Source organism: Solimonas flava DSM 18980 (assembly GCF_000426685.1).
Taxonomy (GTDB): domain Bacteria; phylum Pseudomonadota; class Gammaproteobacteria; order Nevskiales; family Nevskiaceae; genus Solimonas; species Solimonas flava.
This window is the reverse complement of record NZ_AUFV01000017.1, coordinates 65009-90001: the sequence shown is the minus strand read 5'-3', so window position 1 is coordinate 90001 and position 24993 is coordinate 65009. Positions and strand designations below refer to the sequence as shown.

Below are 24993 nucleotides of genomic sequence, written 5' to 3'. Positions count from 1 at the left end.
CATGATTCGAGAAGCGCAGCGATGCATGATTCGAGAAGCGCGTTCGCGCAGGCTTTCGTGCGCCTCACGGAGCCGCTGATATTCAGCCGCCGTTACCTGACGCTGAGCGTGCTCGGCCTGATCACGCTGCTGCTCGCCTGGCAGGCGGCGCATCTGCGGCTCGACACCGGCTTCGAGAAGCAGCTGCCGCTCGGCCATCCCTATATCCAGGTCTACAAGCAGTACGAAAAGGAATTCGGCGGCGCCAACGTGACGCTGGTCGCCATGCGCCAGAAGTCCGGCGACATCTACAACGCCGCGTTCATGCGCACGTTGCGCGCCGCGACCGACGCCGTCTACTTATCGAGACCTTCGCGATGAGCGGCCTGTACGCGGCGTTGTTGACCTGGGCGACGCTGGCCGGATACCTGTGGCCGGCGCTGCGCCTGGTGCTGCTGCCGCAGCGGCTCGCCGTGTTCGTGCTGGCCTGGTCGTTCGACTGGCTGCCGCATCACGGCCTGCGCGACACCGCGCGCAGCAACCGCTATCAGGCGACGCGCAACCGCATCGGCCGCGAACGGCTGCTGAACCCGCTGATGCTGTGGCAGAACTACCACCTCGTCCATCATCTGCATCCGTCGATTCCGTTCTTCACGTACCGCCGCGTGTGGCTGCGCAACGAAGCGCACTACCTGGCGCAGGAGCCGCCGCTGGCGACCGCGTTCGGGCGCACGTTGACGGCGGCGGCGTATCGCCGCGCACGCGGCCTGCCGCCGCCGGCGGTCGCCGGCAGCGGGCGGCGCCTGGAGTTCCACGCGCTGCGCGTGGCGGACCTGCAGCGCCTCACCGACGACAGCGTCGCGATCCGCTTCGCGGTGCCGGACGCGCTGCGCGAGACCTTCCGCTTCGACGCCGGGCAGCACCTGACGCTGCGCGCAGTCATCGACGGCATGAGCTGCCGGCGCAGCCACTCGATCTGTTCGCCGGCGCCGGACGGGGCGCTCGCGTCGCCGTGCGCCGGGTGCCGGACGGCGTCTTCTCCGGCTATGCGCTCGAGCGCCTGCGCGTCGGCGACCGCCTCGACGTGATGCCGCCGAGCGGGCAGTTCCGCACCGCGCTCGGCGCCAGCCGCGCGCGCACGCACGTCGCGATCGCCGCCGGCAGCGGCATCACGCCGATCCTGCCGCTGGCGATGACGACGCTGGCCGCGGAGCCGCGCAGCCGCTTCGTGCTGATCTATGGCAACCGCAGCGCGGCCAGCACGATGTTCCGCGACGAGCTGCGCGAGCTGCAGCAGCAGTATCCGCAGCGTTTCGAACTGCTGCATTGCCTGTCGCGGCCGGCGGCCGGTGACAGCGCCGGACTGCTCGGCGGCGAGATCCATGGCGGGCGCATCGAACCGGCCGCGCTCGCGGCGCTACTCGGCGCGCGCGTCGCACACGGCCCAGGCGAGGTCTGGTGTTGGGACGTGACCTGGTTGCCGACCCCGGTCGTCGGTCGCTGGTTCTGCCTGTACCTGATCCTCGACATCTACAGTCGCAAGATCGTCGGTCATGAGGTTCATGAGGTCGAGGCCGCCGAGCACGCCGCGCATCTGGTCAAGCGCACCGCCCTGGCCGAAGGCGTGCACGTCAGGGAAGACGGTCCGGTCCTGCATGGCGACAACGGCGGCATTCTCAAGGCCACGACCGTGCTGGCGATGCTGCACTGGCACTGGCTCGGGATCGCGCCGTCGTACTCGCGTCCGCGCGTGTCCGGCGACAACGCCTTTGTCGAATCGCTGTTCCGTACCGCCAAGTACCGGCCCGGCTACCCGGCCAACGGCTTCAAGACGCTGGACGATGCTCGGCAGTGGGCCGAGCGCTTCGTGCACTGGTACAACCACGACCGCCGCCACAGCGGCATTCGCTACGTTGCGCCAGCGCAGCGCCACACCGGCCATGACCACGCGCGATCCTGGCCGAGCGGCACGCGCTGTATCAGGCGGCTCGCCAGCGCCATCCCCGGCGCTGGACGACAAGCACGCGGAACTGGACGCCGATCGGTGCCGTCACGCTCAATCCCGAGCGCGATGCTGTCGTGCCGATCATGCTCGCCGATATTCAGGTCGCAGCGTGAAATTTCAGGCAACAACTACCTTGACGCGTACCGCTGTCACGCCAGCATCAAGTGAATCAATCGATTTTCGAGGAGAAAGCAATGGGCAGCATTACCTTTGTCGAACACGATGGCACCGAACACACGGTGGAAATAGAACCGGGCAAGTCCTTGATGCAAACCGCCAAGGACAATGGTGTACCGGGCATCGACGGAGACTGCGGCGGTGAATGTGCCTGCGGCACCTGCCATGTGATCATCGCAGGCGATTGGATCAAGGCCACCGGGGTCGCCAGCGATGGGGAATTGCAGTTGCTGGATATGACCCCGGAGCGTGCCGATACGTCACGGCTGGCCTGCCAGATCAGCACCACTGAAGCGATGAATGGCATGGTCGTGCGTCTGCCTGAATTTCAGATGTAGCCATCCTGGCTACCCCTCCCTCACAGCAGTACGTACCAATCTTTGGAGAAGCACTATGAATATCGTTGATCTGGTGGCAGAGAAAGGCGCTGCATTCGTACCGATGCCTCTGCAAATCAAGGCTGGCCATTTCATCTACAAGGCCAAAACGAAATTGGGCATCTACGCAGAGTTCCCCGAATTCGTTGAAAAGCCGGTGCCTGATGTGGCAACGCTGGCGATAGAAGATATCGATCTCAGCAACCCGTTCCTGTACAGGCAAAATCGTTGGGAGTCCTACTACAAGCGCTTACGCGACGAGTGTCCGGTACATTTCCAGAAAAACAGCCCGTTCGGTCCGTACTGGTCCATTACCCGCTTTGAGGACATCAAGTTCGTGGACAAGCACCACGAGCTGTTTTCCGCGGAGCCGTTTATCGTCATCGGTGAGGCGCCTAAAGAGCTTTACGTTGAGATGTTCATCGCCATGGACCCCCCCAAGCACGATCTACAGCGACAGGCTGTCCAGGAGGTTGTCGCACCGAAGAATCTCAAGGAAATGGAAGGGCTGATTCGTGGCCGCACCCAGGATGTTCTGGATCACCTGCCATTAGGTAAGCCCTTCAACTGGGTGGACGATGTTTCTATAGAGCTGACCGCCAGAATGCTGGCGACGCTGCTCGACTTCCCCTACGAAGAGCGCCGAAAGCTCGTTTACTGGTCCGATCTGGCAGGTGGCGGCGCCGAGATGACGGGCGGGTCGAACGACACCGATGAGCTGTTCAGGGGCATGGCGGATATGGCCAGACACTTTACGCACCTTTGGCGTGTGAAGGAGAAGCAAGCCGCTCGGGGCGAAAGTGGTTTTGACCTGATCAGCCTGATGCAGAGCAATGACAGCACCCGGAATTTGATCGACAAGCCGATGGAATTCCTGGGCAATCTTGTGCTGTTGATCGTTGGTGGCAACGACACCACCCGGAACTCCATGAGCGGGGGTGTCTATGCCATGAATCGGTTTCCGGACGAATTCACCAAACTCAAGAACAACCCCGGTCTGATTCCGAACATGGTGTCGGAAATCATCCGCTGGCAAACGCCGCTGGCCTATATGCGCCGCATTGCGAAAGAGGACGTCGAGCTGAACGGCCAGCGTATCAAGAAGGGCGACAAGGTGGTGATGTGGTACGCCTCCGGCAACCGCGACGAACGTGCATTCGACCAACCGGATCAGTTCATCATTGATCGCGAAGGGGCTCGCAATCACCTGTCCTTTGGCTATGGTATTCACCGCTGCATGGGCAATCGTCTGGCCGAGATGCAGCTACGCATCCTCTGGGAAGAGTTGCTGGCACGTTTCGACAAGATTGAAGTGATCGGCGAACCAGAGCGCGTGCAATCCAACTTCGTGAGAGGCTATTCAAAGATGATGGTCAAACTGACCGCCAACAGGAAGGCGAGGGATGGGCATCGAAGCAGCAAATAGTGGCTCTTCGTCAGAAGCCTGAGGTAGAGAAGGGATAGCCGCCTGCGGCAAGCCCTTGTAGAGCGAAGGTTCTGAGGCTTTCGATGACGAGGACCAATGGGAGCGGCTGTCCCAGCCCAGATTCTTGGGCTACGCGGGCAAGTGGTCAATGCGGTGACGGTGGGTGGCGAGGGCGTGATTCGGGTGAGCTGTCGTCGGGATGCGCGACGGCGTCCGATCGACCCGCGCACGGGACAACGAGGTCGAGCCCATCGCTGGCGACGGCGCACGGTGTGGGACGTGCCGATGGCCGGGCATCGGGTGGCGCTGGACATCGAGTACCTGGAGATTGCCGTCGGCGCGCGCGACCGGCGGGTCGAGCACCTCGACTTCGTAGCACCTGGCCAAGGCGGGCTCGCCGGGGCCCAAGCGCATCGGCATCGACGAGATCTCGATCAAGAAGCGCCACACCTACCGCATCGTGGTCAGCGATCTCGATCGGGGCCGGCCGATCGGGTTCGGCGGCGAGGATCGCTCCGAGGCCAGCATGGCGCAGTTCTACGCCTGGCTGGGCGAGAAGAAGAGCCGCCAGATCCGGCTGGCGCTGATGGACATGTGGAAGCCGTTTCGCAAGGCCACGCAGGCCCACGCGCCGCAGGCGGCGATTCTGTTCGACAAGTTCCACGTCATGCGCCATCTGGGCGAGGCACTCGACCAGGTGCGCAAGGCCGAGTACGCGCGGCTGGAAGATGACCGAGATTCCGTACGGCGCGTGGAGCCTCGCCTTGAGCTCCGACTACGCGCAACGCGCCCGGATCCAGGTCTGGCGCGGCATGGGCGTGCTGACCGGAACCTTGGTGTTCTATGCCGTGCCGTATGCCGCCAAGGCGCTCGGCTTCACGCAAAGCACGGCACTCGACCTGCAGACGCTGTCGCTGACCGCGGTGGTCGTGCTGCTGCTGGTGCCGGTGCTCAACGCCTGGTGCCTGCTCGCGGTGCCCGGTCGCGGCAGCGCGGCGCCGCGCGAGCGCCGCGCGGCGTCGGGTTCGTTGCGCGCGTTCGCGCGCTCGATCGCCGGCAACGCGCCGCTGCTGCGCCTGCTCGTCGCCTACGTCCCGGTTTCGATCTGCTCGGGCATGGCCGGCGGGGTGGTGTACCTGTTCGCCGACGCCTATCTGCGGCAGGGCGAGCATCTGCCGGCGGTGTTCCTCATCACCGTGCCGCTGACCCTGGTCGGACTGCCATTCTGGGGCTGGCTGTGTTCGCGCTACGAGCGGCATCGCATCTGGGCGATGTCGCTGCTGTTCGGCGCCGTGCCTTGCATCGCGCTCGGCTTCGTCGGCCCCGGCCCGCATGCGCTGGCCGGGCTGATGGTCTTCTATCCGCTGACGATGTTCGCGCTCGTCGCCGTCAGCGTCGCCGTGCCGGCGATGACCGGCGACATCGTCGACTACGGGCGGCTGCGCTTCCGGCACGATCGGGCCGGCGTCTATACGGCGCTGTTCGCCTTCCTCAACAAGTCGCTGATGGGCGTGTCCGCCGCGCTCGGCCTGGCGATCGCCGGCTGGTTCGGCTTCGACGCGACGGCGACGACCCATTCCGCCGCCGAGGTCTTCGGGCTGAAGCTGGTCGCCGTCTGGATTCCGGCGCTGAGCCTGATCGCGGCGGCGGCGGTGATCTGGAACTTCCCGCTGCACCGCCAGCGCCTGCGGGTGATCGAGCGCGCGCTCGCGGCGCGGGCCGCCGGCGATGCGCGGCCCGCCTCGCGGCCGCCGACCGATGCGGCCTGAGCGCGTGGCGGACCGCAAGCCCCGTTCGCACGCGCGCCGCGATCCGGACGACTGGAGTCCCTTGCGGCGTCGCGCCGCGCCGCTGCGGGCGCGGATCGCTGTTCGTGTGCTCGCCGTTCTGGCGCGCCTCGTCGTCTGCGGGCTCGATGTCTGCGCCTGGGCGATGCCGGCACGTTTGCTCGCGCCGGTGCGCTGGCCGAAGCCGTCCGGGCCGTATGCGGTCGGCGTGCGCGATCTCGATCGGCCGGCGGCGCGGGTCTGGTATCCCGCCGTGGCCGAGACGCGCGGCACGGCGCCGCTGCTCACGGCGGCGGAAGCGGCGGCGATCCGAACCGGCAGTTCGGGCACGATCCCCGGCGCCATCCTGCGCCAGATGCAAACGGTGCGGACCGCGTCCGTGCCGGACGCGGCGCTGCTGGCGCCCGCCGGGCCGGGCTGGCCTTTGCTGATCTTCTCGCACGGGCTGGGTGGCTACGCGGCGCAGAACACCGCGCTTTGCGAGGAACTGGCGAGCCACGGCTATTTCGTCGTGGCGCTGACGCACGCGACGGGTTCGGCCGCCGCGCGGCAGGCGGACGGTTCTTACCAGGCGCTGCCGCGACAGGATCGGGCGAAGGCGCTCGATCCGTGGCTGTACGTCTGCGCCGGCCGGCGGCGCCGGGCGCGCGACCGGGCGGCGCAGGACGAGGCGTCGCGCTGCCTCGCCCGAATCGAATCGCTGCAGGTCGAGCAGGAACGCTGGGTCGCCGACATCCGGGACGCGCTGGATGGCCTCGCCGGCAGCAATGCGCCTGCGTTCATGCAGCGCCATCGCGGCGCATTCGATCTCGGCCGCGTCGGCCTGATCGGCATGTCGTTTGGCGGATCGGCGAGCGCCGCCGCCGCCTGCGTCGAGCCGCGGATCGGCGCCGTCGTCAACCTCGACGGCGGACAGATCGGTCCGGCGCTGTACGACGCGCAGATTCGCGTGCCGCTGCTCGTCATGCAGTCCGGCGCACAGCGGGCTCCCGACGGCAGCGGTCGCAACGACAGCTTCTATGAACCGATCGACAGCACCGGCCGCAGCGGCACGGTCTTGCGCTTCCGGGTCGAAGGCAGCGCGCATTTGAGCTACAGCGATCTGGTGCTGTTCGGCCGCGGCCTGCTGCGCAGGGCGCTTGGAACGGGAACGGTGACGGGCGAGCGCATGCACAGGCTCGTGGCGGGCGTGGTCCGACCGTTCTGCGATCGTTACGTGAAGGGCGATGCGACGGCGTTCGATCCGCCGGCGCTCGAAGCCGGATGGCCCGAGCTGCACCGCCATCGTCGGTCCGGCTGAACGATGCCCGCCGCCGGCGCGCGACGCGCGGCGGCCTGCTAACGTGTTGGGCCTCGTTCCGGCTGCGAGCGGGCAGCCGGCCTTGGCCATCATCGGGCAGACATGAACTTGAACACGGAGCTGAGGGTCGGCATCGACCTCGGCGGCACCAAGATCGAAGGCGTCGTCATCGGCGCGCAGGGCCGCATCGTCGCGCAGCAGCGCATCGCCACGCCGGCCGGCGATTACGCGGCGACGGTCGACGCGGTCGCGGCGCTGGCGCTGCGGCTCGAAGCGGCGGCCGGCGGTGCGGCGCTGCCGATCGGCGTCGGCACGCCGGGCGCAATGTCGGCGGCGAGCGGACGCATGAAGAACTGCAACTCGACCTGCCTCAACGGCCAGCCGTTGCTCGCCGATCTGGAAGCGCGGCTCGGGCCGCGCGTGCGCATCGCCAATGACGCGGACTGCATGACCCTGTCGGAAGCCAGCGACGGCGCGGCGGCCGGCGCGGAGGTGGTGTTCGGCGCGATCCTCGGCACCGGCGTCGGCGGCGGCATCGTCGTGCGCGGGCAACTGCTGCGCGGCGCCAATGCGATCGCCGGCGAGTGGGGCCACAACCCGCTGCCGTGGCCGCAGCCGGGCGAACTGCCGGGGCTGGCCTGCTACTGCGGACGCAGCGGCTGCATCGAGACCTGGGTATCGGGCCCCGGGCTGGCGGCCGACCACGCGCGCGTCAACGGCGTGGCGCTGCGCGGCGAAGACATCGCCGCCGCCGCTGCGGCCGGCGATGCGGCGGCGGAAGCGACGCTGCAGCGCTACGTGCAGCGCCTCGCGCGCGGACTCGCGCACATCATCAACGTGCTCGATCCGCAGGTGATCGTGCTCGGCGGCGGCCTGTCGCGCCTGCGGCGCCTGTATCGCGAGGTGCCGGAGGCGTGGAAGCCGTGGATCTTCTCCGACGAGGTGCGCACGCGCCTGCTGCCGGCGCAGTACGGCGACGCCAGCGGTGTGCGCGGCGCCGCCTGGCTGTGGCCCGGCGCGGCCTGAACGCCGGCCCCGCTCAGGGCATGGCGCGGCGTTCGGAGTAGGCGATGAAGCCTTTGGCCAGGCGATAGATCCACCACACCCACAGGCCGAACAGCAGCGCGAAACCGATCAGCACGAAGCAGAGCAGCCCGAAGACGATGCCCCACAGCAACGTCCACCAGAAGGTGCGGATCAGGTAGCGATGATGGCTGCGGATGAACGCGTTGCGCGTCTCCGAGACCTTGATGTAGCTGATGACGAGACTCGCCACCGAGGCGAGAAAGCCGGTGAACGGCGAGACCGCCTGCAGGATGTAGGCAACCAGCAGCGTGGTGCGTTCGTTCTCGCTCGCGTCCTGGCCGTCGCCGCCTTGCTGCGGGTATTCCATCGTCTCGTCGCTCGTCGCTCGTTGTTGTCGGCCCGGCCGCTCCGGTCCGCGCCGATCGCCGTATGCCTTGGATGGCGCGGCCGCGGCTCCGGTTGCAAGCGACCACGAAAAAGGCGGCCGGCGCTCGCGCCGGCCGCCTCGTGACGCGGTCCGCGGGCCTTACTTGTAGGCCTTGATGCCGTTGGCGATTTCCTCGCGTGCGGCGGCGGCGTCGCGCCAGCCGGCGACCTTCACCCACTTGCCCTTCTCGAGCTCCTTGTAGTGCTCGTAGAAGTGCTGGATTTCGTTCTTGAGGCGCTCCGGCACGTCGGCCAGATCCTTCATCGACGAGTAGTAGTGGTTGCTGACCTTGTCGGTCGGCACCGCCAGCAGCTTGGCGTCCGAGCCCTTCTCATCGGTGGTGTCGAGCACGGCGACGGCGCGGCACTTGATGACCGAGCCGGCGATGATCGGGTGCGGCGTCAGCACCAGCACGTCGACCGGGTCGCCGTCGCCGCCGAGGGTCTTCGGCACGTAGCCGTAGTTGGCCGGATAGTTCATCGCCACGTTCATGAAGCGATCGACCATCAGCAGGCCGGACTCCTTGTCCACTTCGTACTTCACCGGCGGGCCGTAGGCGGCGATTTCGATGACGACGTAGAACTCGTCCGGCGCCTTGTCGCCCGGACCCAGTGTTTCAAAACCCATGTGCGCGTTCCCTAGAGCTTGGTGATCGGATCCGAGCGCGAGCAGGCCTGTCGCGAAATCGGAACGGCGATTCTAACAAATGCAAAATGCTGGCAATTGCAAGGTTTGACGCACCGGAACCCAGCGGTTACTTTTGCCTGCCCGCGCGCCGCCCCCCTACGGCGGACAGGCGCGCGTACCAAGCATAGACAGGGTCACTCCAAAGATGAGAATCGTATTGCTGGGCGCACCGGGCTCGGGCAAGGGCACGCAGGGCGAAAAACTGGTCGCGCATTTCGGCATTCCCAAGATTTCGACCGGCGACGCGCTGCGCGCCGCGGTCGCCGCCGGCACCGAGCTCGGCAAGAAGGCCAAGGCGACGATGGACGCCGGCCAGCTGGTCGCCAATGAAATCGTCATCGGCATCGTCGAGGAGCGCCTCGGCCAGCCGGATGCGCGCAAGGGCTTCATCCTCGACGGCTTCCCGCGCAACACCGCGCAGGCCGAAGTGCTCGACGCGATGCTGGCGCGCCTCGGCCAGCCGGCGATCGACAAGGCCGTGCATCTGGCCGTCACCGACGAGGAGATCATCAAGCGCCTGCTCGATCGCGCCGAGAAGGAAGGCCGCGCCGACGACAAGGAAGACGTGATCCGCAACCGCATCAAGGTCTACAACGCCGAGACGCATCCGCTGCTCGACTACTACGAAAAGCAGGGCAAGCTCGTCACCGTGCCGGGTGTCGGCGGCCTCGAGGAAATCTTCGCGCGCATCGTCGGCGTGCTGAAGTAAGCCTTGGCGTTGCAGCAAAAAGGCCCGCATTGCGGGCCTTTTTGCTGGACGGGAATTTTCCGCAAGGACGCGCCTAGAAAAACTGCCGCAGCAGGTCGTCGCCGCACACTTCGAGACGCCAGCCGGCGAGCACCGGCACCTGTGCGGTCTCGCCGCGGCGCAGCAGTTCGACGAGGTCGGCGCGCGGCGCCAGATAACCGGGCGGCAGGCCGAGCTGCGCGGCGCGTGCCTGCACCGCGGTCTGGATCTCGCGCAGGCGCGCCTTCTGTTCGGCGCTGAGTTCCTCGTCGGCGTAGCGCTTGCGCGCCGGCTCGTCGCGCGCCTCGGCGATCAGTTCCAGCAGATGCGGGCCGTGCCGTTCCAGCGTCTTTGCCGGCAGCACGCCGAGCGCCTCGAGCTGGCCCATCGACAGCGGCTGGCGCTCGGCGAGGCGGTAGACGGCGTCGTCGTCGAGGATCCATTTGCGCGGCCGGTCGCGCTTCTGTGCTTCCGTCTCGCGCCACGCGGCCAGGCGTGCGGCGACGGTCTGTTCGGGAGCGCCCATGCGCGCCAGGCCGCGCAGGCGCTCCCAGGCGTCCTCGGGGCGCGTCTCGTAGGTCTCCGGCTTCGACAAGCGCGCGCAGTCCTCGGCGAGCCAGCCGAGCCGGCCGCGCGCGGCCAGATCGTCCTGCAGGCGCGGGAAGATCGTCGCCAGATGCTCGACGTCGGCGGCGGCGTAGGCGAGCTCGGCTTCGCTCAGCGGGCGCCGTGCCCAGTCGGTACGCGACAGGCTCTTGTCGAGCGTGATGCCGAGCGTGCGTTCGATCAGGCCGGCATAGCCGATCTGGTCGCCGATGCCGAGCAGGGTCGCGGCGATCTGCGTGTCGAACAGCGGCTGCGGGCACTGCCGGCGCAGCTGCACGAGGATCTCCAGATCCTGCGCGGCGGCGTGGAAGACCTTGATCGAGCCGGGCGCGTACAGCACGTCGAGCAGCGGCTCGAGCGAGGGCAGGGCCAGGGTGTCGACGCAGACGGCGTGTTCGCCGTCGCCGATCTGGATCAGGCACAGCTTCGGGTAGTAGGTGTCGACGCGGATGAATTCGGTGTCGACGGTGAGCCAGGTGCGGTGCGCCCAGCGTTCGAGGTGGGGCGCGAGGGCCTCGGGAGTTTGGATCAGCTCGGTCATGTCGTGTCGTGGTCGCGCGCGGACGGTTGGTCCGCGCGGCGCGGTGCAGACCACTAGAATATCGGCCTTCGTCACCCGCCGACCAGCCATGCTCGCTTCCATCGTCAACGCCACCCTGCGCATCCTCACCTTCCGCGCCGGTCCGCAGGACTTTCCGTACGACCCGAAGCTGACCGCACCGCTGGTGCTGCTGGCGGCGCTCGCCACCGGCCTGCAGGCGATGCCGCTGCTGCCGTTTGCCGGCGCCGTCGCGGCGGCGATCGCCACGGTCGCGGCGTTGGCCATGGCCACGCGCTTCGTGCTGCGCATGCGCCAGCTCGACGCGCGTTTCCACCAGACCTTCGCCGCGCTGCTCGCGACCAACGCGGTGCTGACGCTGCTGATCGTGCCGTTCGCATCGCAGCTGGCGCCGGCGCTGCACGAGATTTCCGCGAACCCGGCGCTGATCGAGCATCCCGAGCAGATGAAGGCGACGCTGCCGCTGGGCGTGACCTTTCTGATGCTGCTGCTGTCGTTCTGGAGCCTGCTGGTCAACGCCTCGATCTTCCGCCACGCGCTCAATGCGACCTACTTCGTCGGCCTGATGATCGCGTTCGGCGTCGCGCTGACGCTGCAGGTCTTCGTCAACGTCATCGTCAGCCTCGTGGTCGGCACGAGCGCCACCTGAGTCCGCCATGCATCTGCACATTCTCGGCATCTGCGGCACGTTCATGGCCGGCATCGCGGCGATCGCGCGCGAGGCCGGGCACAAGGTCACCGGCTCCGACGCCAACGCCTGGCCGCCGATGTCGACGCAGCTGGAGGCGCTCGGCATCACCGTGATGCAGGGCTACGAGCCGGCGCACCTGTCGCCGGTGCCGGACATCGTCGTCGTCGGCAACGTCGTCACGCGCGGCAACGCGGCGATGGAATACGTGCTCGACGCCGGCCTGCCGTACACCTCCGGCCCGCAGTGGCTCGCCGAAAACGTGCTCTACGGCCGGCACGTGCTCGCCGTCGCCGGCACGCACGGCAAGACCACGACCACCTCGCTGCTCGCCTGGCTGCTGGAGTACGCGGGCCTGGAGCCGGGCTTCCTGGTCGGCGGCGTGCCGCAGAACTTCGGCATCTCGGCGCGGCTCGGCAAGTCGAAGTATTTCGTCATCGAGGCCGACGAATACGACACCGCATTCTTCGACAAGCGCAGCAAGTTCGTGCACTACCGGCCGCGCACGGCGATCCTCAACAACCTCGAATACGATCACGCCGACATCTTCCCGGACCTCGCCGCGATCGAGCGCCAGTTCCACCATCTGGTGCGCACCGTGCCGCGTTCCGGCCGGCTGGTCGTCAACGGGCGCAGCGAGGCGCTGACGCGCGTGCTGCAGCAGGGCTGCTGGAGCGAGGTCGTGCGCTTCGACGTGGCGCAGGGCTGGCATGCCGAGGGCGAGCCGCAGGACTACGAGCTGTTCATCGGCGCCAGCGCGCAGGGCCGCGTCAGCTCGCCGCTCGCCGGCCTGCACAACCGCACCAACACGCTGGCCGCGTTCGCCGCCGCGCAGCACGTCGGCGTGCCGCTGTCGACGCTGATCGAGGGCCTGCAATCGTTCCGCAGCGTCAAGCGCCGGCTCGAAGTGGTCGGCGAGGCCGGCGGTGTCACGGTCTACGACGATTTCGCGCACCATCCGACCGCGATCGAAGTGACGATCGACGCGCTGCGCCGCCAGCCGGGCGGGCGCGTGCTCGCGGTGCTGGAGCCGCGTTCGAACACCATGCGTCTCGGCACGCAGGCCGACGAGCTGGCGCACAGCCTGCGCGACGCCGATCTCTGCTTCGTCTATGCGCGTCCGGACCTGAAGTGGGATGCGCCGCGCGCGCTCGAACGCGTCGGCGCGCGGCTGCGCATCGCCACCGAGCTGGACGAGCTGATCGCGCGCATCGCCGCCGAAGCGCGACCGGGCGATCGCGTGCTGGTGATGAGCAACGGTGACTTCGGCGGCATTCACGGCAAGCTGCTGCAGCGCCTGCGGGCCGGCTGAGCGCCGGCAGCCCTTACTGCACGCGTTTGACCTTGGCGCGTGCGTTGAGGCCGGCGACGCTCAGGAAGTAGGCGCCGAATGCGCCTTTCTCGAGCGTGACTTCAGGGCTGTCCTGAGGTCGGGCGTAGGCGCTGCGCTCGTCGATGACCTGCCAGACCTGGCCGTTGTCGAGTGTGAAGCGCAGCCGCGGCTCCCAGCCCTCGAAGCGCCCGGCGATGCGGGCGCGCATCCGGCTCGGCGCGTCGGACTGCTCGCGGGCCTGCAGCATTTCGGCGCCGAAGCCGCGGTCGTCGGCTGCCGTCGCGGCGACCCTGTCGGTGGACGATGGCGGCGACTCGCCGGCCTTGCGTCCCAGGGGCGTCGTCATAGCACGCCAGACGCGCAGCGGCGGCGTCGATCGCCATGCAGTCGCGCGGGTCGGCGGCCCGCGCGACCGGGCCGATGCCGAGGCCGATCCCCGCCAGCATCAGCAACGCGCGGCGCATGTACGGTTCAGCCCGTTGCGCTGAGGACGTGCTCGGCCTGCAGATCGGCGTGGTAGCTGGAGCGCACCATCGGGCCGCTGGCGACATGCGAGAAGCCCATCTGCTCGCCGACCACGCGCAGGCGTTCGAACTCTTCCGGCGTCACGTAGCGCGCCACCGGCAGGTGGTTCTTCGACGGCTGCAGATACTGGCCGAGCGTCAGCATGTCGACGCCGTGCGCGCGCAGATCGCGCATCACCTGCTCGATTTCCTCGATCGTCTCGCCGAGACCCAGCATCAGGCCGGACTTGGTCGGCACGTTCGGGTGCAGGGCCTTGAAGCGCTCGAGCAGGTCGAGCGACCATTCGTAGTCCGAGCCGGGGCGCGCCTGCTTGTAGAGGCGCGGGATGGTTTCGAGGTTGTGGTTGAAGACGTCCGGCGGGTTGTCCTTGAAGATGGTCAGCGCCGGGTCCATGCGGCCGCGGAAATCCGGCACCAGCACTTCGATCGTCAGCCGCGGCGAGAGCTTGCGCGATTCAGCGATGCAGGCCGCGAAATGCGCCGCGCCGCCGTCCGGAAGATCATCGCGGTCGACCGAGGTGATGACGACGTAGCGCAGGCCCATGTCGCGGATCGTCTCGGCGAGGTGGCGTGGCTCGTCGGCGTCGAGCGGGTTCGGCCGGCCATGCGCGACGTCGCAGAACGGGCAGCGCCGCGTGCAGATGTCGCCCATGATCATGAAGGTCGCCGTGCCCTTGCCGAAGCATTCGCCGAGGTTCGGGCACGAGGCTTCCTCGCAGACCGTGTGCAGCTTGGCGTCGCGCAGCACGTTCTTCAGGCGCGCGACTTCCGGCGTGCCCTGACTCTTGGCGCGGATCCAGGTCGGCTTGCGCAGCGGCGTGGTGGTCGCCTCGATCTTGATCGGGATGCGCGCCATCTTGTCGGCGCCGCGCAGTTTTTCGCCCTGGACGATGGGCTTGACCGCCGGCCGTTCGGCCGGCGACGCGGGATTGGGGGGGGTGGCGCTCAAGGGCGACTCCGCATGAAACGAGGCCGCAATTGTAGCGCCAACGCGCCGGCCGCCGGCCGGGCGGAGACCGTCAGGCCGCCAGCGCCGCCGGCACGGCCTGATGCAGGCCCAGCTCGATCTCGATCGCGGTCTGCGCCGCCAGCGCCAGCTCGGTGCGTTCGCGGCCCTGGCTGTCGAGCGGCGGGCAGTAGATCACCTCGACCTCGATGCACGGCTCGCGCAGGACGCGCAGGACGTGGCGCAGCAGGTCGTCGTCGCCGATGAACGGCGCGACGCGGCGACCGTCGGGCGCCGGCATATAGCGCAGCGCCACCGGCTGCACCGCACACTTGGCTTCGACCGCCGTCGCCAGCAGGCGGGCGTGGAACGGCAGCACCCGGGTGCCGTCGGTGGTGGTGCCTTCTGGGAACAGTACGACCGCGCCGCCGCCGCGCAGGTAGACGCTGAGGCGGTCGAGCAGCGGCCGCGAGCCGCCCTTGCCGCGGCGGATATAGAAGCTGCCGGCGGCGGTCGCCAGCGAGCCGGCCAGCGGCCAGTTGCGGATCTCGGATTTGGCGATGAAGCGCAGCGGTTCGATCGAGCCCATCAGCGGGATGTCGAGCCAGGACACGTGATTGGCGACCGTCAGGTGCGCGCCTTCGGCCGGCGTGCCGCGGACCGCGATGCGCAGGCCGAGGATGCGCAGCAGGCGGCGGTGCCACCAGCCGGCCATGGCCAGGCGGTCGAGCCGCTCGCCGAGATCGATCGCCACCAGCATCGCCATCAGCAGACCGACGCCGAGGTGCGAGGCGACGCCGGTTCCGCGCCACAGCGTCCGCAGCGTGGCGATCGGTGCGCCGCGCATCAGCCGCGTTCGGGCGCCGGAGCGTCGGCGGCCGCCTGGGTCTGGCCGAGGAAGTGGCGCGCGTAACGCGGATTCAGGTCGCTGACGTTGAGCAGCATGAACACGTCGGCGCAGTTGAAGTCGCGGTCCCAGTAGGCTTCGCCGCAGGCCTTGGCGCCGAGGCTCAGATAAGCCTTGAGCAGCGGCGGCATCTTCGGCTTTTCGGTCGCGCGGCGATCGGCCGCCGGCAGCGGAATGTACGGACGCACGTGCTGGTAGGCCGGCGCCATGTACTGATCGCGAATCTGGTCGAGGATCGCGTGCGCCGCGGCGCCGCCGTCCTCGAGACCGATCGAGGCGCAGCCGAACAGGTAGTCGTAGCCGTCGTTGACGATCGTGCTGGCGATGCCCTGCCACAGCGTGGCGATCACCGCGCCGTTGCGGTATTCGGCATCGACGCAGGTGCGGCCGATTTCCATCACGCGGCCCGGCAGCGAATCGAGCATGGCCAGATCGAACTCGCTGGCCGAGTAGAAGCCGCCCGCCGCCGGTGCGCGCTCGCCGGTCAGGATGCGCGTGCAGGCGACGATGCGGCCGCTGTCGACATTGCGCACCGTCAGGTGGCGGCAATGCGGGTCGTACTGGTCGTGGTCGAGGCCGGCTTCGCCGCCGTCGATGTCGGCGCCGAGTTCGCCGGCGAAGATCCGGTAGCGCAGCTTCTGCGTCTCGCGGATTTCCTCGGCCGTCTCGGCGAAACGGACCTCGAAGCGCGCGCGGCGCGGCAGATCACCATCAATGCGTGTCGACATGGGCGTCGTTCCTTGGCGGATGGCGCGCACTCTAGGTAGCGGTGTTTGTTGCCATGTGACGGTGGCATTTCAGAACGATGACGGTGTTCGGGGTCGGCCGCGACGCGGCGCTGCTAGCATGAAGAAGGGTTTGGGGCGCGATTCGGGGGGAATGGCCATGCGGTGATCACTGGCGCTGGGCGTGCTTCTGTGGTGTTCGGCGGCGGCGCAGGCCGCGGCGCTGCGTTATCCGCAGGAACTGTCGCCGGTGGCCCGTGGCGAGGCGGCCGACGTTCGCGTGCGCATGACGGTCGACGACGGCGGCGCGGTGCAAAAGATCGAGGTGCTGGCGTCCTCGCAGCCGGACCGCGATGCCGAAGTCGCGGCGGCGCTCGCCGCCTGGTTCTTCCCGCCGGATCGCGAGCACAAGCGCCCGGCAGGCCGGCCAGCCGGTCGACGTGCGCGCACAGGTGCCGATCGTGTTCGCGCCGCCGGAGGCGCAATGACGCCGGCGCGCCGGACGCGCGCCTGGCTTTCGCAGGTTGGGGGGATGATGAGCAGGCTATTGGTTTTGGTGGGTCTCGGTCTGCTTGCGCCGCTGGCAGACGGCGCGGGGCTGCGCTTCCCCGAGGATTTCTCGCCGGCCGGAGACGACGAGGTCCCGGAGCTGCGCGTGCAGATGACGATCGCCGAGGACGGCAGCGTGCAGGCCGCGAGCGTGCTGGCGTCTGTACGCCCGGACGACGACGAAGCGGTGCTCGCGGCCTTGCGGCAATGGCGTTTCGTGCCGGCCTATCGGGACCAGCAGCCGATGCGGCGCGAGGACATCGTCGGCTTTAGCTTCGCGCCGGCGGCGGTGGCCGCCGAGCCTCCGGTCTATCGCCGGGCGCCGGGTACCGAACGCTGGCGCAGCCTCGCCGAGGCGCGCGCCGCGCCGCGCCGGTCGACGGCGTCCGGCGGTCAGGCCTTCATCGAGGAACCCGCCCAGGCCCCGGCGCCCTTGCCGGGCGAGTTCTGGGTCAGCGTCGGCACCAAGGAGGGCCGGCCGCTCGATGCGCATGACGCGCGCGATCCGGCGGCGCGTGTGCGTGTTGTCGCCGACGCGCAGGGGCGGGTTGCCGCCGCGCAGGTGCGCGAAGCCGCCGCCCCGGAACTCGCCGAGCCGGCGCTCCGGGCGGTCCTCGGCGAGGACGTGCAGCTGGAACCGCTGCGCCGCGAGGGTCGCGCGCAGGCGGCCGTGTTCGAGCTGCCGGCGCGCTTCTATGCTCCGCCGTGGTTCGATTACCGCCGCGTCCGCCTGCCGGCCTATCCCCCGGAGGCGATGCGAGCCGGGCTTGCGGGCGTCGTGAAGTTTGCGCTGCTGGTCGACGCTACCGGCGAAGTTCGCGACATCGAGGTGCTGGAAGCGCCGGAGCCGATCCTGGAAAAGGCGGTGATGGATGCCTTCATGAAGATGCCTTTTCATCCGGCGCTGCGGCTCGGACAGCCGGTCGCCGATCGTATCGTCATGAAGTACGCGTTCAGGCCGGAGGGCGGCGCTGTGTCCGGGACTCGGCGCGGCGCCAAGGCGGCATCCGCCGACCTGCCGGAGACCTTCCGCTACGACGTGCCGCCGGCGCGCAAGCTGACGCCGCCGCCGGTCTATCCGTACGCGCTGGCGCGCGCCGGTACGGCCGGTTCGGCGACCGTCGATTTCATCATCGATCCGGACGGGCAGGTCAGCGAGGTGATGGTCCGCGACGCGAGCGATCCGGCTTTCGGCCGCGCGCTGCAGGCTGCCGCCGAGGCCTGGACCTTTCAGCCCGCGCTCAAGGACGGCCGGCCGAGCTGGTCGCTGTTCCGCTACCAGCAGGTGTTCCGCCTGTCCGACGCCGAGCTGATGCCGGTTGCGGCGCGGCGTCTGCTGCGCGAGCTCGACGGGCCGCAGGCGGCGATCGTCGATGCGGCCGAACTCGACGCCAAGCTGGTGCGACGCGTCAGCGCGGTGCCGGTCTATCCGCGTGAATCGCGCCAGGCCGGTACCGGCGGCGCCGTCGAGCTGATGTTCATCGTCGACCGCGACGGCCAGGTGCTGCTGCCGCAGCTCGTATCGGCGCCGGACGAGGCGCTCGGCTGGGCGGCACTGAACGCGGCGGCGCGCTGGCGCTTCGATCCGCCGCGGCGCGACGGCAAACCGGTTGACGCCCGCGCCCGCGCGGTGCTGCGCTTCACGGCGGACGCCCCCGCGCCGTAGCGTGGCAGGCCGCCGCCGGCTTCAATCCGCGGAAGGTTTGAACCAGCCCGGATGGGCGTCCGGCGTGGTCCACAGACGGCGGTGCAGGTGCGACAGCGCGGCAGCGTCGAGCAGCAGGGCGTTGCGCTCGGGGTCCTTGAGCGTTGCCGGATCGCGCCGGGCGGCGGCGTCGGCAAGGTCCATCAGCTGCCGCGGCGCGCGCTTGCCGAGCTTGGCGCGGCGGCGGCCGATCAGGCTGAGTAGCGCGTTCGCGGCCGGCTCGCGGGCGGCCCGCACGAAGTCCGGATAGTCCGGCGCGCGGCGCAGGCCGGCTTTCAGCCAGCGCAGTTCGCGCGGTGTGATCGACTCTTCCGGAATCAGGAACAGGCGCTGTTCGCGCGCCCAGCGGCCGAGCGAGGCGCGCGAGCTCCACACCGACAGTGGGATGGCAATGACGAGGCTGCCGGCGACCGGCAGCAGCCACCACAGGAACTTGGGGTTCAGCCAGTAGACCAGGCCGAGCCAGGCCAGGCCGAGCAGCGTGCCGCCGCCGTGGCGCAGCGCCGCCTGGCTCCACGGCGTCGCCGCATCCTCGCGCGGCGGCGATTTCCACTGCACGGCGATGCCGAGCAGCGCCGAGACCACGTACTGCGTGTGGAACAGCATGCGGATCGGCGCCAGCAGCGCCGAGAACAGCATTTCGGCGGCGAGGCTCGCCGCCAGCCGCAGGCGGCCGCCGTACGGGCGCACCACTTCATGGCGCACGATCAGCAGCAGCGCCGACAGGATCTTCGGCAGAAACAGCAGCGTCATGGTGCCGGCGAACAGGCGGATCGCCCATTCGGGATGCCATTCCGGCCAGCTCGGGAACAGCTGGTAGGGCTGCGTGAAGTAGGTCGGCTCCGTCTTCATGAAGACGAACAGCAGCGCCGTCGACAGCGCCAGGAAGATGAACCACAGCGGCGCCGAGAGATACGCCATCACGCCGGTCATGAACACCGCGCGGTGCGCCGGATGCAGGCCCTGCGTGAAGAACAGTTTGAAGTTCTGCAGATTGCCCTGGCACCAGCGCTGGTCGCGCTTGAGCTCGTCGAGCAGCGTCGGCGGCATTTCCTCGTAGGAGCCCGGCAGGTCGTAGGCGATCCACACGCTCCAGCCGGCGCGGCGCATCAGCGCGGCCTCGACGAAGTCGTGGGACAGGATCTCGCCCGACAGGCCGCCACGGCCCGGCAGGCGGCCGAGCGCGCAGTGCTGCATGAACGGCGCGACGCGGATGATCGCGTTGTGGCCCCAGTAATGGCTCTCGCCGAGCTGCCAGAAGTGCAGGCCGGCGGTGAACAGCGGGCCGTAGACGCGCGTCGCGAACTGCTGGATGCGTGAGTACAGCGTCTCGCGGCCGGCGGCCTTCGGCGCGGTCTGGATGATGCCGGCGTTCGGGTTGGCCTCCATCAGCTGCACGAGGCGCTTCAGGCACTCGCCGGACATCACGCTGTCGGCGTCGAGGATGACCATGTGCTGGTATTTGCTGCCCCAGCGTCGGCACCAGTCGGCGACGTTGCCGGACTTCTTCTTGATGCGGTGCATGCGGCGCCGGTAGAAGATGCGCCCGAAGCCGTTGACGGCGCGGCACAGGTGCAGCCAGGCCGCCGCCTCGGCGGCGCGCGCGTCGGCCTTGCCGCTGTCGGACAGGATGTAGAAGTCGAACGAATCGAGCAGCCCGGCGCGGCCGACCGAGTCGTAGGTGGCGCGCAGGCCGGCGAACACGCGGGCGACGTCCTCGTTGCAGATTGGCACGAGGATCGCGGTGTTGCGGCCCGGCGCCAGCGGCGTGTCGGGCGCGGCGGTCGCCGAGATCGAATACTTGTCGCGTCCGGTCAGCAGCACGAAGAAACCGAAGACCGCGGTCCAGAAGCCGGCCGAGATCCACGCGAACAGCACCGCATACAGCGACAGGCTGGCGAGTTCCAGCCAGTGCCGCCCCTTGTACGGCAGCACCGCCGACATCAGGTAGGTCGCGCCGATCGTCTGCGCGACGATCAGCGTCACCAGCAGCAGGCGGCGCAGCGAGGCCGAGCCCTGCCAGCGCGTCTGCGCCGGGCCCAGCACCTTGGCCTTCGGCGCTTCGGGCGCGACGCCGCCGCGCGGCGTCAGGCCGGCGCCGCCGCCCTGGGCGCGCCGCGCGAGCCAGCGCCACAGGCGGCGGATCGGGTTGTGGTTCCACGGCACCGGCGCCATCGAGGCGCGCAGCAGCGGCGGCGTGGTCGCCAGGCGGGCGCGATAGTCCGGCGGCTGCAGCACGCTGTCGAGTTCGGCGTCGCCGGGCAGCGGCGGCGTCAGGCTCAGCTTGAGGCGGGCGTAGCTCGAATGCAGCGTGGCGAGATCGCCGTCCTCGTCGTGAATTTCGGCGAGCACGTTCTGGGCGGCGACGAAGCGCGCGTCGTCGCTGGCCGCACCGCCATGCAAGGCCGTGAGCGCCGGCTCGACGCGCGCCAGCGCCGCGTCGGACAGTTCGCCCAGATACTGATCGAGGCGGGACGCGGTGGACGGCGCGGAAGCCGATGATGGCCCGGACGATGGTCCGGAGACCGGGGCGGAAGCCTGGTTCACGTTATCCCTGAGAAACGCTGCCCCGGCGCGGGGCTGTCGACGATTCTGCGCCGACCACGGCGCCGGCGCAGGCCATCGAGTTTAAAGGCAATACCGGCCGCTGCCGAGTCCTTCAGCGATGCTTCGCAAGGTGGCTGAAGTGGCGATGAACGGCGCGCCGGTAAAGCCGGCCGGCGCCGCGCGTCAGCGCGGTTCCGGCGGCAGGATGTAGGCCCAGGTTTCGGAGATGTTGTCGTCGCCGTTGCGCAGCACCGCGCGCATTTCCAGCGGCCTGGCGTCGTCGCTGCGGCGCACGCGCATGATCACGCGCCAGCCGCCGGTGGCGTCGTTGCGGACCAGCTGGCGATCGAGGATTTCGCCGTTGTCGCTGATCCACAGGCCGGCGACCGGCTTCTGGTCGCCCTTCAGGAATTCCAGCGGCCCGCCCTGGAAGTCGACGATGTAGCGCAGCGAATTGTCGGTGTCGCGGCCGACGCCGCCGTGGTCGCGGCGGGTCTGCGCGACCCAGGCCAGCGGCGGCCGGGTTTCCTGGTTGGCCTGCCAGAACAGCGTGTACTCGAGATCCATCGTGCTGCCGGCATGCGGTCCCTGCTCGGGGACCCAGTAGGCGACCACGTTGTCGTTGGTCGCGTCCTTGGTCGGGATCTGCACCAGCTCGACGCGGCCGCGGCCCCAGTCGCCCTTCGGCACGACCCATACGCTGGGCTTGCGGTCGTAGCGCGTGTCGAGGTCTTCGTAGTGCGCGAAGTCGCGGTCGCGCTGCATCAGGCCGAAGCCGCGCGGGCTGCTGGCGCCGAACGAGGTGATCAGCAGGCGCTTCGGATTGACCAGCGGCCGCCAGATCCATTCGCCGTCGGTCTGCACCGACAGGCCCTCGGAATCGTGCACCTCGGGGCGATAGTCGTCGGTCGCCGGCGGCTGGTGCGAGGCGTACAGGAACATGCTGGTCAGCGGCGCGATGCCGAGCTTGCCGACGCCGTCGCGGAAGTACAGGCGCGCCTTGACCTCGGTGGCGGTGGAGTCGCCGGGCCGGACCTTGAAGCGGTAGGCGCCGGACACGCGGCGCGAATCGAGCAGGGCGTAGATCGTCAGCTCGCGGTCTTCCGGGCGCGGCCATTCGATCCAGAACTCGCGGAACACCGGGAATTCCTCGCCGGACAGCTCGCCGGTGTCGATCGCCAGGCCGCGCGCCGATTCGCCGTAGACCTGATTCTTGCCGAGGGCGCGGAAGAAGCTCGCGCCCTGGAAAGCGATCAGCTCGTCGCGCACGTTCTTGTCGTTGAGCGGGAAGTGCACGCGAAAGCCGGCGAAGCCGAGGTCGCGCAGCTTGTCCGGGTCGATGTTGTTGCGCCCGTAGTCGAAGTTCTCCGGCTGGAACGGGATCTTGCGGACGCCGTCGGCGGTGACGAGATTGAGCTTGACGATCTGGTTGAAGTACAGGCCCGGGTGGTAGAACTGGACCTCGAACGGCAGCTTGTTGCTGCGCCACAGCGCCTTGTCGGCCTTGTAGCGGATTTCCTTGTACTGCTCGTAGTTCAGGTCGGTCAGCGGCTTCGGCAGCTGGGTGTCGGCGCGGACGTACGGCTTGCCGGCGATTTCCTTGGCGCGGCGCGCCACGTCGTTGAAATCGAAGGCCTGGGCTGTCTGGCTGAACGCCGCCAGGATCAGCAAACCACCGAGCAATGCCTTGCGTGCCATCACATTCCGTCGTCGTTCGATTGAGGGGGCGTCTGCGCCGGTGCCGCGGTGGCCTGCTCGAAGAGCGGCCGCATGCGGTTGACCAGCAGGCAGAACAGATCGGCGGTCCGTTCGGCATCGTAGATCGCCGAATGCGCCGATTCCGCATCGTACCCGAGCCGCACCGCCTGCAGGGCCCGTGCCAGGACCGTCTGGCCGAGCGCGGCGCCGGCCAGCGTCGCCGTGTCGAAGACGCTGAACGGGTGGAACGGATTGCGCTTGTAGCCGGTGCGGGCGACCGCGGCATTGATGAAGCCGAGGTCGAAGTGGGCGTTGTGGCCGACCAGGATCGCGCGCGTGCAGCCATTCTCGGAGACCGCGCGGCGGATCGGCCGGAACACGTGGTCGAGTGCGTCTTTCTCGGCCATCGCCAGGCGCAGCGGGCTGTCGATGCGGATGCCGGTGATCTCCAGCGCGGCCTTCTCGATGTTGGCGCCCGGAAACGGCGTGACATGCGCGAACGCGGTTTCCCGACGGACCAGATCGCCGTGCTCGTCGATACCGAGGATCACCGCGGCGACTTCGAGCAGCGCGTCGGTCTGCGAGTTGAAGCCGCCGGTCTCGACGTCGACCACCACCGGCAGGAAGCCGCGGAAGCGCTGGCCGACCTTGAATTTTCGCTCGGCGGGCTTGTCGGCGACCGTCTCGCTGCTCGTGGACATCGTGTTCTGTGGATACCGAAACGCGGATTCAGCCGCCGATCGTGGCGGCGCGGGCCGCAGTCGCGCGGCTCGACGTCGCGGCGACGGCCGCTGCGGACATCGGCGGAACGGACGGCGTCATCGGGCTCTCCTCGGCGTGGACCGCGGCTGCTGGGCTGGGCTGCGCATGATACCCGGCTTCGTCGCGGGGGTAGGGCGTACGCGCCGGCGGCGGAGCGGATGCGAACGGCCGCTGTCGCGGCCTGAAAGCCCTATAATCGCGCGCCGACGCGGGCGCCATGACGGCTGCCCCGTTCCGGATCTCTCGCCTCCCGTTCGTCTGACGACCCATGAGCAAGCAAAGTTCCTCGCGCCGCAAGATCGCGCTCGCCTATTCCGGCGGCCTCGATACCTCCGTCATTCTCAAGTGGCTGCAGGACACCTATGACGCCGAGGTGGTGACCTTCACCGCCGACATCGGCCAGGGCGAGGAACTCGACCACGTGCGCCCGAAGGCGCAGCAATTCGGCGTCAAGGAAATCTTCATCGACGATCTGCGCGAGGAATTCGCGCGCGATTTCGTGTTCCCGATGTTCCGCGCCAACGCGCTGTACGAGGGCGAGTACCTGCTCGGCACCTCGATCGCGCGGCCGCTGATCGCCAAGCGCCTCGTCGAGATCGCGAAGCTGACCGGCTGCGACTCGATCAGCCACGGTGCCACCGGCAAGGGCAACGACCAGGTCCGCTTCGAGCTCGGCGCCTACGCGCTGTGGCCGGAGGTCAAGGTCATCGCGCCGTGGCGCGAGTGGGACCTGAACTCGCGCGAGAAGCTGCTCGCCTACGCCGCGCAGCACAACATTCCGATCGCCAAGAAGAAGGACGGCGGCTCGCCGTACTCGATGGATGCCAACGCGCTGCACATCTCTTACGAGGGCGGCGGCCTTGAAGATCCGTGGTGGGCGCCGGACGACAGCATCTGGCGCTGGACCAAGAACCCCGAGGATGCGCCGAACGAGGCGCAGGTCATCACGATCGAGTTCGAGAAGGGCGACGCGGTGGCCGTCGACGGCGTGCGCGGCACGCCGTTCCAGATTCTCGACAAACTCAACAAGCTCGGCAGCGAGCACGGCATCGGCCGCCTCGATCTGGTCGAGAACCGCTACGTCGGCATCAAGAGCCGCGGCTGCTACGAAACGCCCGGCGGCACGATCCTGCTCAAGGCGCACCGCGCGATCGAATCGCTGACGCTCGATCGCGAGCAGGCGCACCTCAAGGACGAGCTGATGCCGAAGTACGCCAGCCTGATCTACAACGGTTACTGGTGGAGCCCCGAGCGCCGCGCGCTGCAGGCGCTGATCGACAACACCCAGGAGCGCGTCAACGGCGAAGTGCGCCTCAAGCTCTACAAGGGTGCCGTCTACAACCTCGGCCGCCGCTCGAAGGACTCGCTGTTCGACGCCACGCTGTCGACCTTCGAGGACGACCGCGGCGCCTACAACCAGAAGGACGCGGAGGGCTTCATTCGCTTGAATGGCCTGCGCCTGCGTACCGGCGCCAAGCGCGACCAGCGCTGAAGCGGAAGACTTACGCGCTGCTCCGAACGGCCCG

General features: G+C 68.6%; 22 protein-coding genes and 3 pseudogenes. 14 read left to right on the top strand and 11 right to left on the bottom strand.

Going from position 1 to position 24993, the window contains the following annotated elements:
* Window positions 1-80 precede the first annotated feature (80 nt).
* The 5 genes and pseudogenes from K343_RS22650 to K343_RS22640 all read left to right on the top strand — a co-directional run bounded on the left by K343_RS22650 (window position 81) and on the right by K343_RS22640 (window position 3964).
* Window positions 81-1067: a fatty acid desaturase gene (locus K343_RS22650; RefSeq protein ID WP_083930883.1), complete on the top strand. Its 987-nt coding sequence runs from the start codon at window positions 81-83 to the stop codon at window positions 1065-1067.
* Window positions 1067-1324: pseudogene (locus K343_RS25225) on the top strand (ferredoxin reductase domain-containing protein); the annotation flags it as partial. The gene K343_RS22650 and the pseudogene K343_RS25225, both read left to right, overlap by 1 nt.
* Window positions 1325-1360: 36 nt before the next feature.
* Window positions 1361-2097, top strand: a pseudogene (locus K343_RS22645) (transposase); the annotation flags it as partial.
* Between the two features lie 81 nt (window positions 2098-2178).
* The gene (locus K343_RS0116720) at window positions 2179-2499 is read left to right on the top strand and encodes a 2Fe-2S iron-sulfur cluster-binding protein (protein WP_020649260.1); all 321 of its coding nucleotides are present in this window, start codon (window positions 2179-2181) and stop codon (window positions 2497-2499) included.
* Window positions 2500-2554: 55 nt separating this feature from the next.
* Window positions 2555-3964 (top strand): cytochrome P450, encoded by a 1410-nt coding sequence (locus K343_RS22640; RefSeq protein ID WP_051278621.1) that lies wholly within the window; start codon window positions 2555-2557, stop codon window positions 3962-3964.
* A gap of 129 nt (window positions 3965-4093) precedes the next feature.
* On the opposite strand, the gene K343_RS0116710 is transcribed toward K343_RS22640, so the two are convergent.
* Window positions 4094-4402: a hypothetical protein gene (locus tag K343_RS0116710; RefSeq protein WP_154654700.1), complete on the bottom strand. Its 309-nt coding sequence runs from the start codon at window positions 4400-4402 to the stop codon at window positions 4094-4096.
* A gap of 22 nt (window positions 4403-4424) precedes the next feature.
* Between K343_RS0116710 and K343_RS25340 the strand changes: the two are divergent.
* The 4 genes and pseudogenes from K343_RS25340 to K343_RS0116690 all read left to right on the top strand — a co-directional run.
* Window positions 4425-4646: pseudogene (locus K343_RS25340) on the top strand (transposase); the annotation flags it as partial.
* Between the two features lie 46 nt (window positions 4647-4692).
* Window positions 4693-5733, top strand: coding sequence for an MFS transporter (locus tag K343_RS0116700; RefSeq protein ID WP_020649264.1), 1041 nt, complete (start codon window positions 4693-4695; stop codon window positions 5731-5733).
* Between the two features lie 106 nt (window positions 5734-5839).
* On the top strand, window positions 5840-7051 hold the full coding sequence (locus K343_RS0116695; protein ID WP_026352989.1) for an alpha/beta hydrolase: 1212 nt from the start codon (window positions 5840-5842) through the stop codon (window positions 7049-7051).
* Window positions 7052-7153: 102 nt separating this feature from the next.
* A complete protein-coding gene (locus tag K343_RS0116690; RefSeq protein ID WP_020649265.1) occupies window positions 7154-8077 on the top strand; it encodes an ROK family protein in 924 nt (307 codons plus the stop codon).
* A gap of 13 nt (window positions 8078-8090) precedes the next feature.
* Here K343_RS0116690 and K343_RS0116685 read toward each other — a convergent pair whose 3' ends face one another.
* Complete coding sequence (locus K343_RS0116685) at window positions 8091-8444, bottom strand: DUF4870 family protein (RefSeq protein ID WP_020649266.1); 354 nt, start codon at window positions 8442-8444, stop codon at window positions 8091-8093.
* A 159-nt stretch (window positions 8445-8603) separates the two neighbouring features.
* Window positions 8604-9131 carry an inorganic diphosphatase gene (gene ppa, locus K343_RS0116680; RefSeq protein ID WP_020649267.1) on the bottom strand — a complete coding sequence of 176 codons (528 nt, stop codon included), beginning with the start codon at window positions 9129-9131 and terminating at the stop codon, window positions 8604-8606.
* A 205-nt stretch (window positions 9132-9336) separates the two neighbouring features.
* Between ppa and K343_RS0116675 the strand changes: the two genes are divergently transcribed.
* Window positions 9337-9900 carry an adenylate kinase gene (locus K343_RS0116675; RefSeq protein ID WP_026352992.1) on the top strand — a complete coding sequence of 188 codons (564 nt, stop codon included), beginning with the start codon at window positions 9337-9339 and terminating at the stop codon, window positions 9898-9900.
* A gap of 73 nt (window positions 9901-9973) precedes the next feature.
* On the opposite strand, the gene rnd is transcribed toward K343_RS0116675, so the two are convergent.
* A complete protein-coding gene (rnd, locus tag K343_RS0116670) occupies window positions 9974-11065 on the bottom strand; it encodes a ribonuclease D (protein WP_028009042.1) in 1092 nt (363 codons plus the stop codon).
* Window positions 11066-11153: 88 nt separating this feature from the next.
* Between rnd and K343_RS0116665 the strand changes: the two genes are divergently transcribed.
* Together K343_RS0116665 and mpl are read left to right on the top strand one after the other, a co-directional pair.
* Complete coding sequence (locus K343_RS0116665; RefSeq protein WP_020649270.1) at window positions 11154-11732, top strand: hypothetical protein; 579 nt, start codon at window positions 11154-11156, stop codon at window positions 11730-11732.
* Between the two features lie 7 nt (window positions 11733-11739).
* A complete protein-coding gene (mpl, locus tag K343_RS0116660) occupies window positions 11740-13083 on the top strand; it encodes a UDP-N-acetylmuramate:L-alanyl-gamma-D-glutamyl-meso-diaminopimelate ligase (RefSeq protein WP_028009041.1) in 1344 nt (447 codons plus the stop codon).
* A gap of 13 nt (window positions 13084-13096) precedes the next feature.
* On the opposite strand, the gene K343_RS22635 is transcribed toward mpl, so the two are convergent.
* The 4 genes from K343_RS22635 to K343_RS0116640 form a co-directional block, all read right to left on the bottom strand.
* Window positions 13097-13450, bottom strand: a complete 354-nt coding sequence (locus K343_RS22635; protein WP_051278619.1) for a hypothetical protein — start codon at window positions 13448-13450, stop codon at window positions 13097-13099.
* A gap of 125 nt (window positions 13451-13575) precedes the next feature.
* Complete coding sequence (lipA, locus tag K343_RS0116650) at window positions 13576-14520, bottom strand: lipoyl synthase (protein ID WP_028009040.1); 945 nt, start codon at window positions 14518-14520, stop codon at window positions 13576-13578.
* A gap of 127 nt (window positions 14521-14647) precedes the next feature.
* Window positions 14648-15421: a lysophospholipid acyltransferase family protein gene (locus K343_RS22630; RefSeq protein WP_051278615.1), complete on the bottom strand. Its 774-nt coding sequence runs from the start codon at window positions 15419-15421 to the stop codon at window positions 14648-14650.
* A complete protein-coding gene (locus K343_RS0116640) occupies window positions 15421-16209 on the bottom strand; it encodes a GNAT family N-acetyltransferase (RefSeq protein WP_028009039.1) in 789 nt (262 codons plus the stop codon). The genes K343_RS22630 and K343_RS0116640 overlap by 1 nt, the downstream gene beginning before the upstream one ends.
* 181 nt (window positions 16210-16390) lie before the next feature.
* Between K343_RS0116640 and K343_RS23645 the strand changes: the two genes are divergently transcribed.
* Window positions 16391-18421 carry an energy transducer TonB gene (locus K343_RS23645; protein ID WP_028009038.1) on the top strand — a complete coding sequence of 677 codons (2031 nt, stop codon included), beginning with the start codon at window positions 16391-16393 and terminating at the stop codon, window positions 18419-18421.
* A gap of 21 nt (window positions 18422-18442) precedes the next feature.
* On the opposite strand, the gene mdoH is transcribed toward K343_RS23645, so the two are convergent.
* From mdoH to rnt, 3 genes are all read right to left on the bottom strand, one after another.
* The gene (gene mdoH, locus K343_RS0116630; protein ID WP_028009037.1) at window positions 18443-21007 is read right to left on the bottom strand and encodes a glucans biosynthesis glucosyltransferase MdoH; all 2565 of its coding nucleotides are present in this window, start codon (window positions 21005-21007) and stop codon (window positions 18443-18445) included.
* A gap of 183 nt (window positions 21008-21190) precedes the next feature.
* Window positions 21191-22705, bottom strand: a complete 1515-nt coding sequence (locus tag K343_RS0116625) for a glucan biosynthesis protein G (protein WP_043113004.1) — start codon at window positions 22703-22705, stop codon at window positions 21191-21193.
* Complete coding sequence (rnt, locus tag K343_RS0116620; protein WP_028009035.1) at window positions 22705-23406, bottom strand: ribonuclease T; 702 nt, start codon at window positions 23404-23406, stop codon at window positions 22705-22707. The genes K343_RS0116625 and rnt overlap by 1 nt, the downstream gene beginning before the upstream one ends.
* A gap of 329 nt (window positions 23407-23735) precedes the next feature.
* Between rnt and K343_RS0116610 the strand changes: the two genes are divergently transcribed.
* Complete coding sequence (locus tag K343_RS0116610; RefSeq protein WP_028009034.1) at window positions 23736-24959, top strand: argininosuccinate synthase; 1224 nt, start codon at window positions 23736-23738, stop codon at window positions 24957-24959.
* The last annotated feature ends 34 nt before the right edge of the window (window positions 24960-24993 follow it).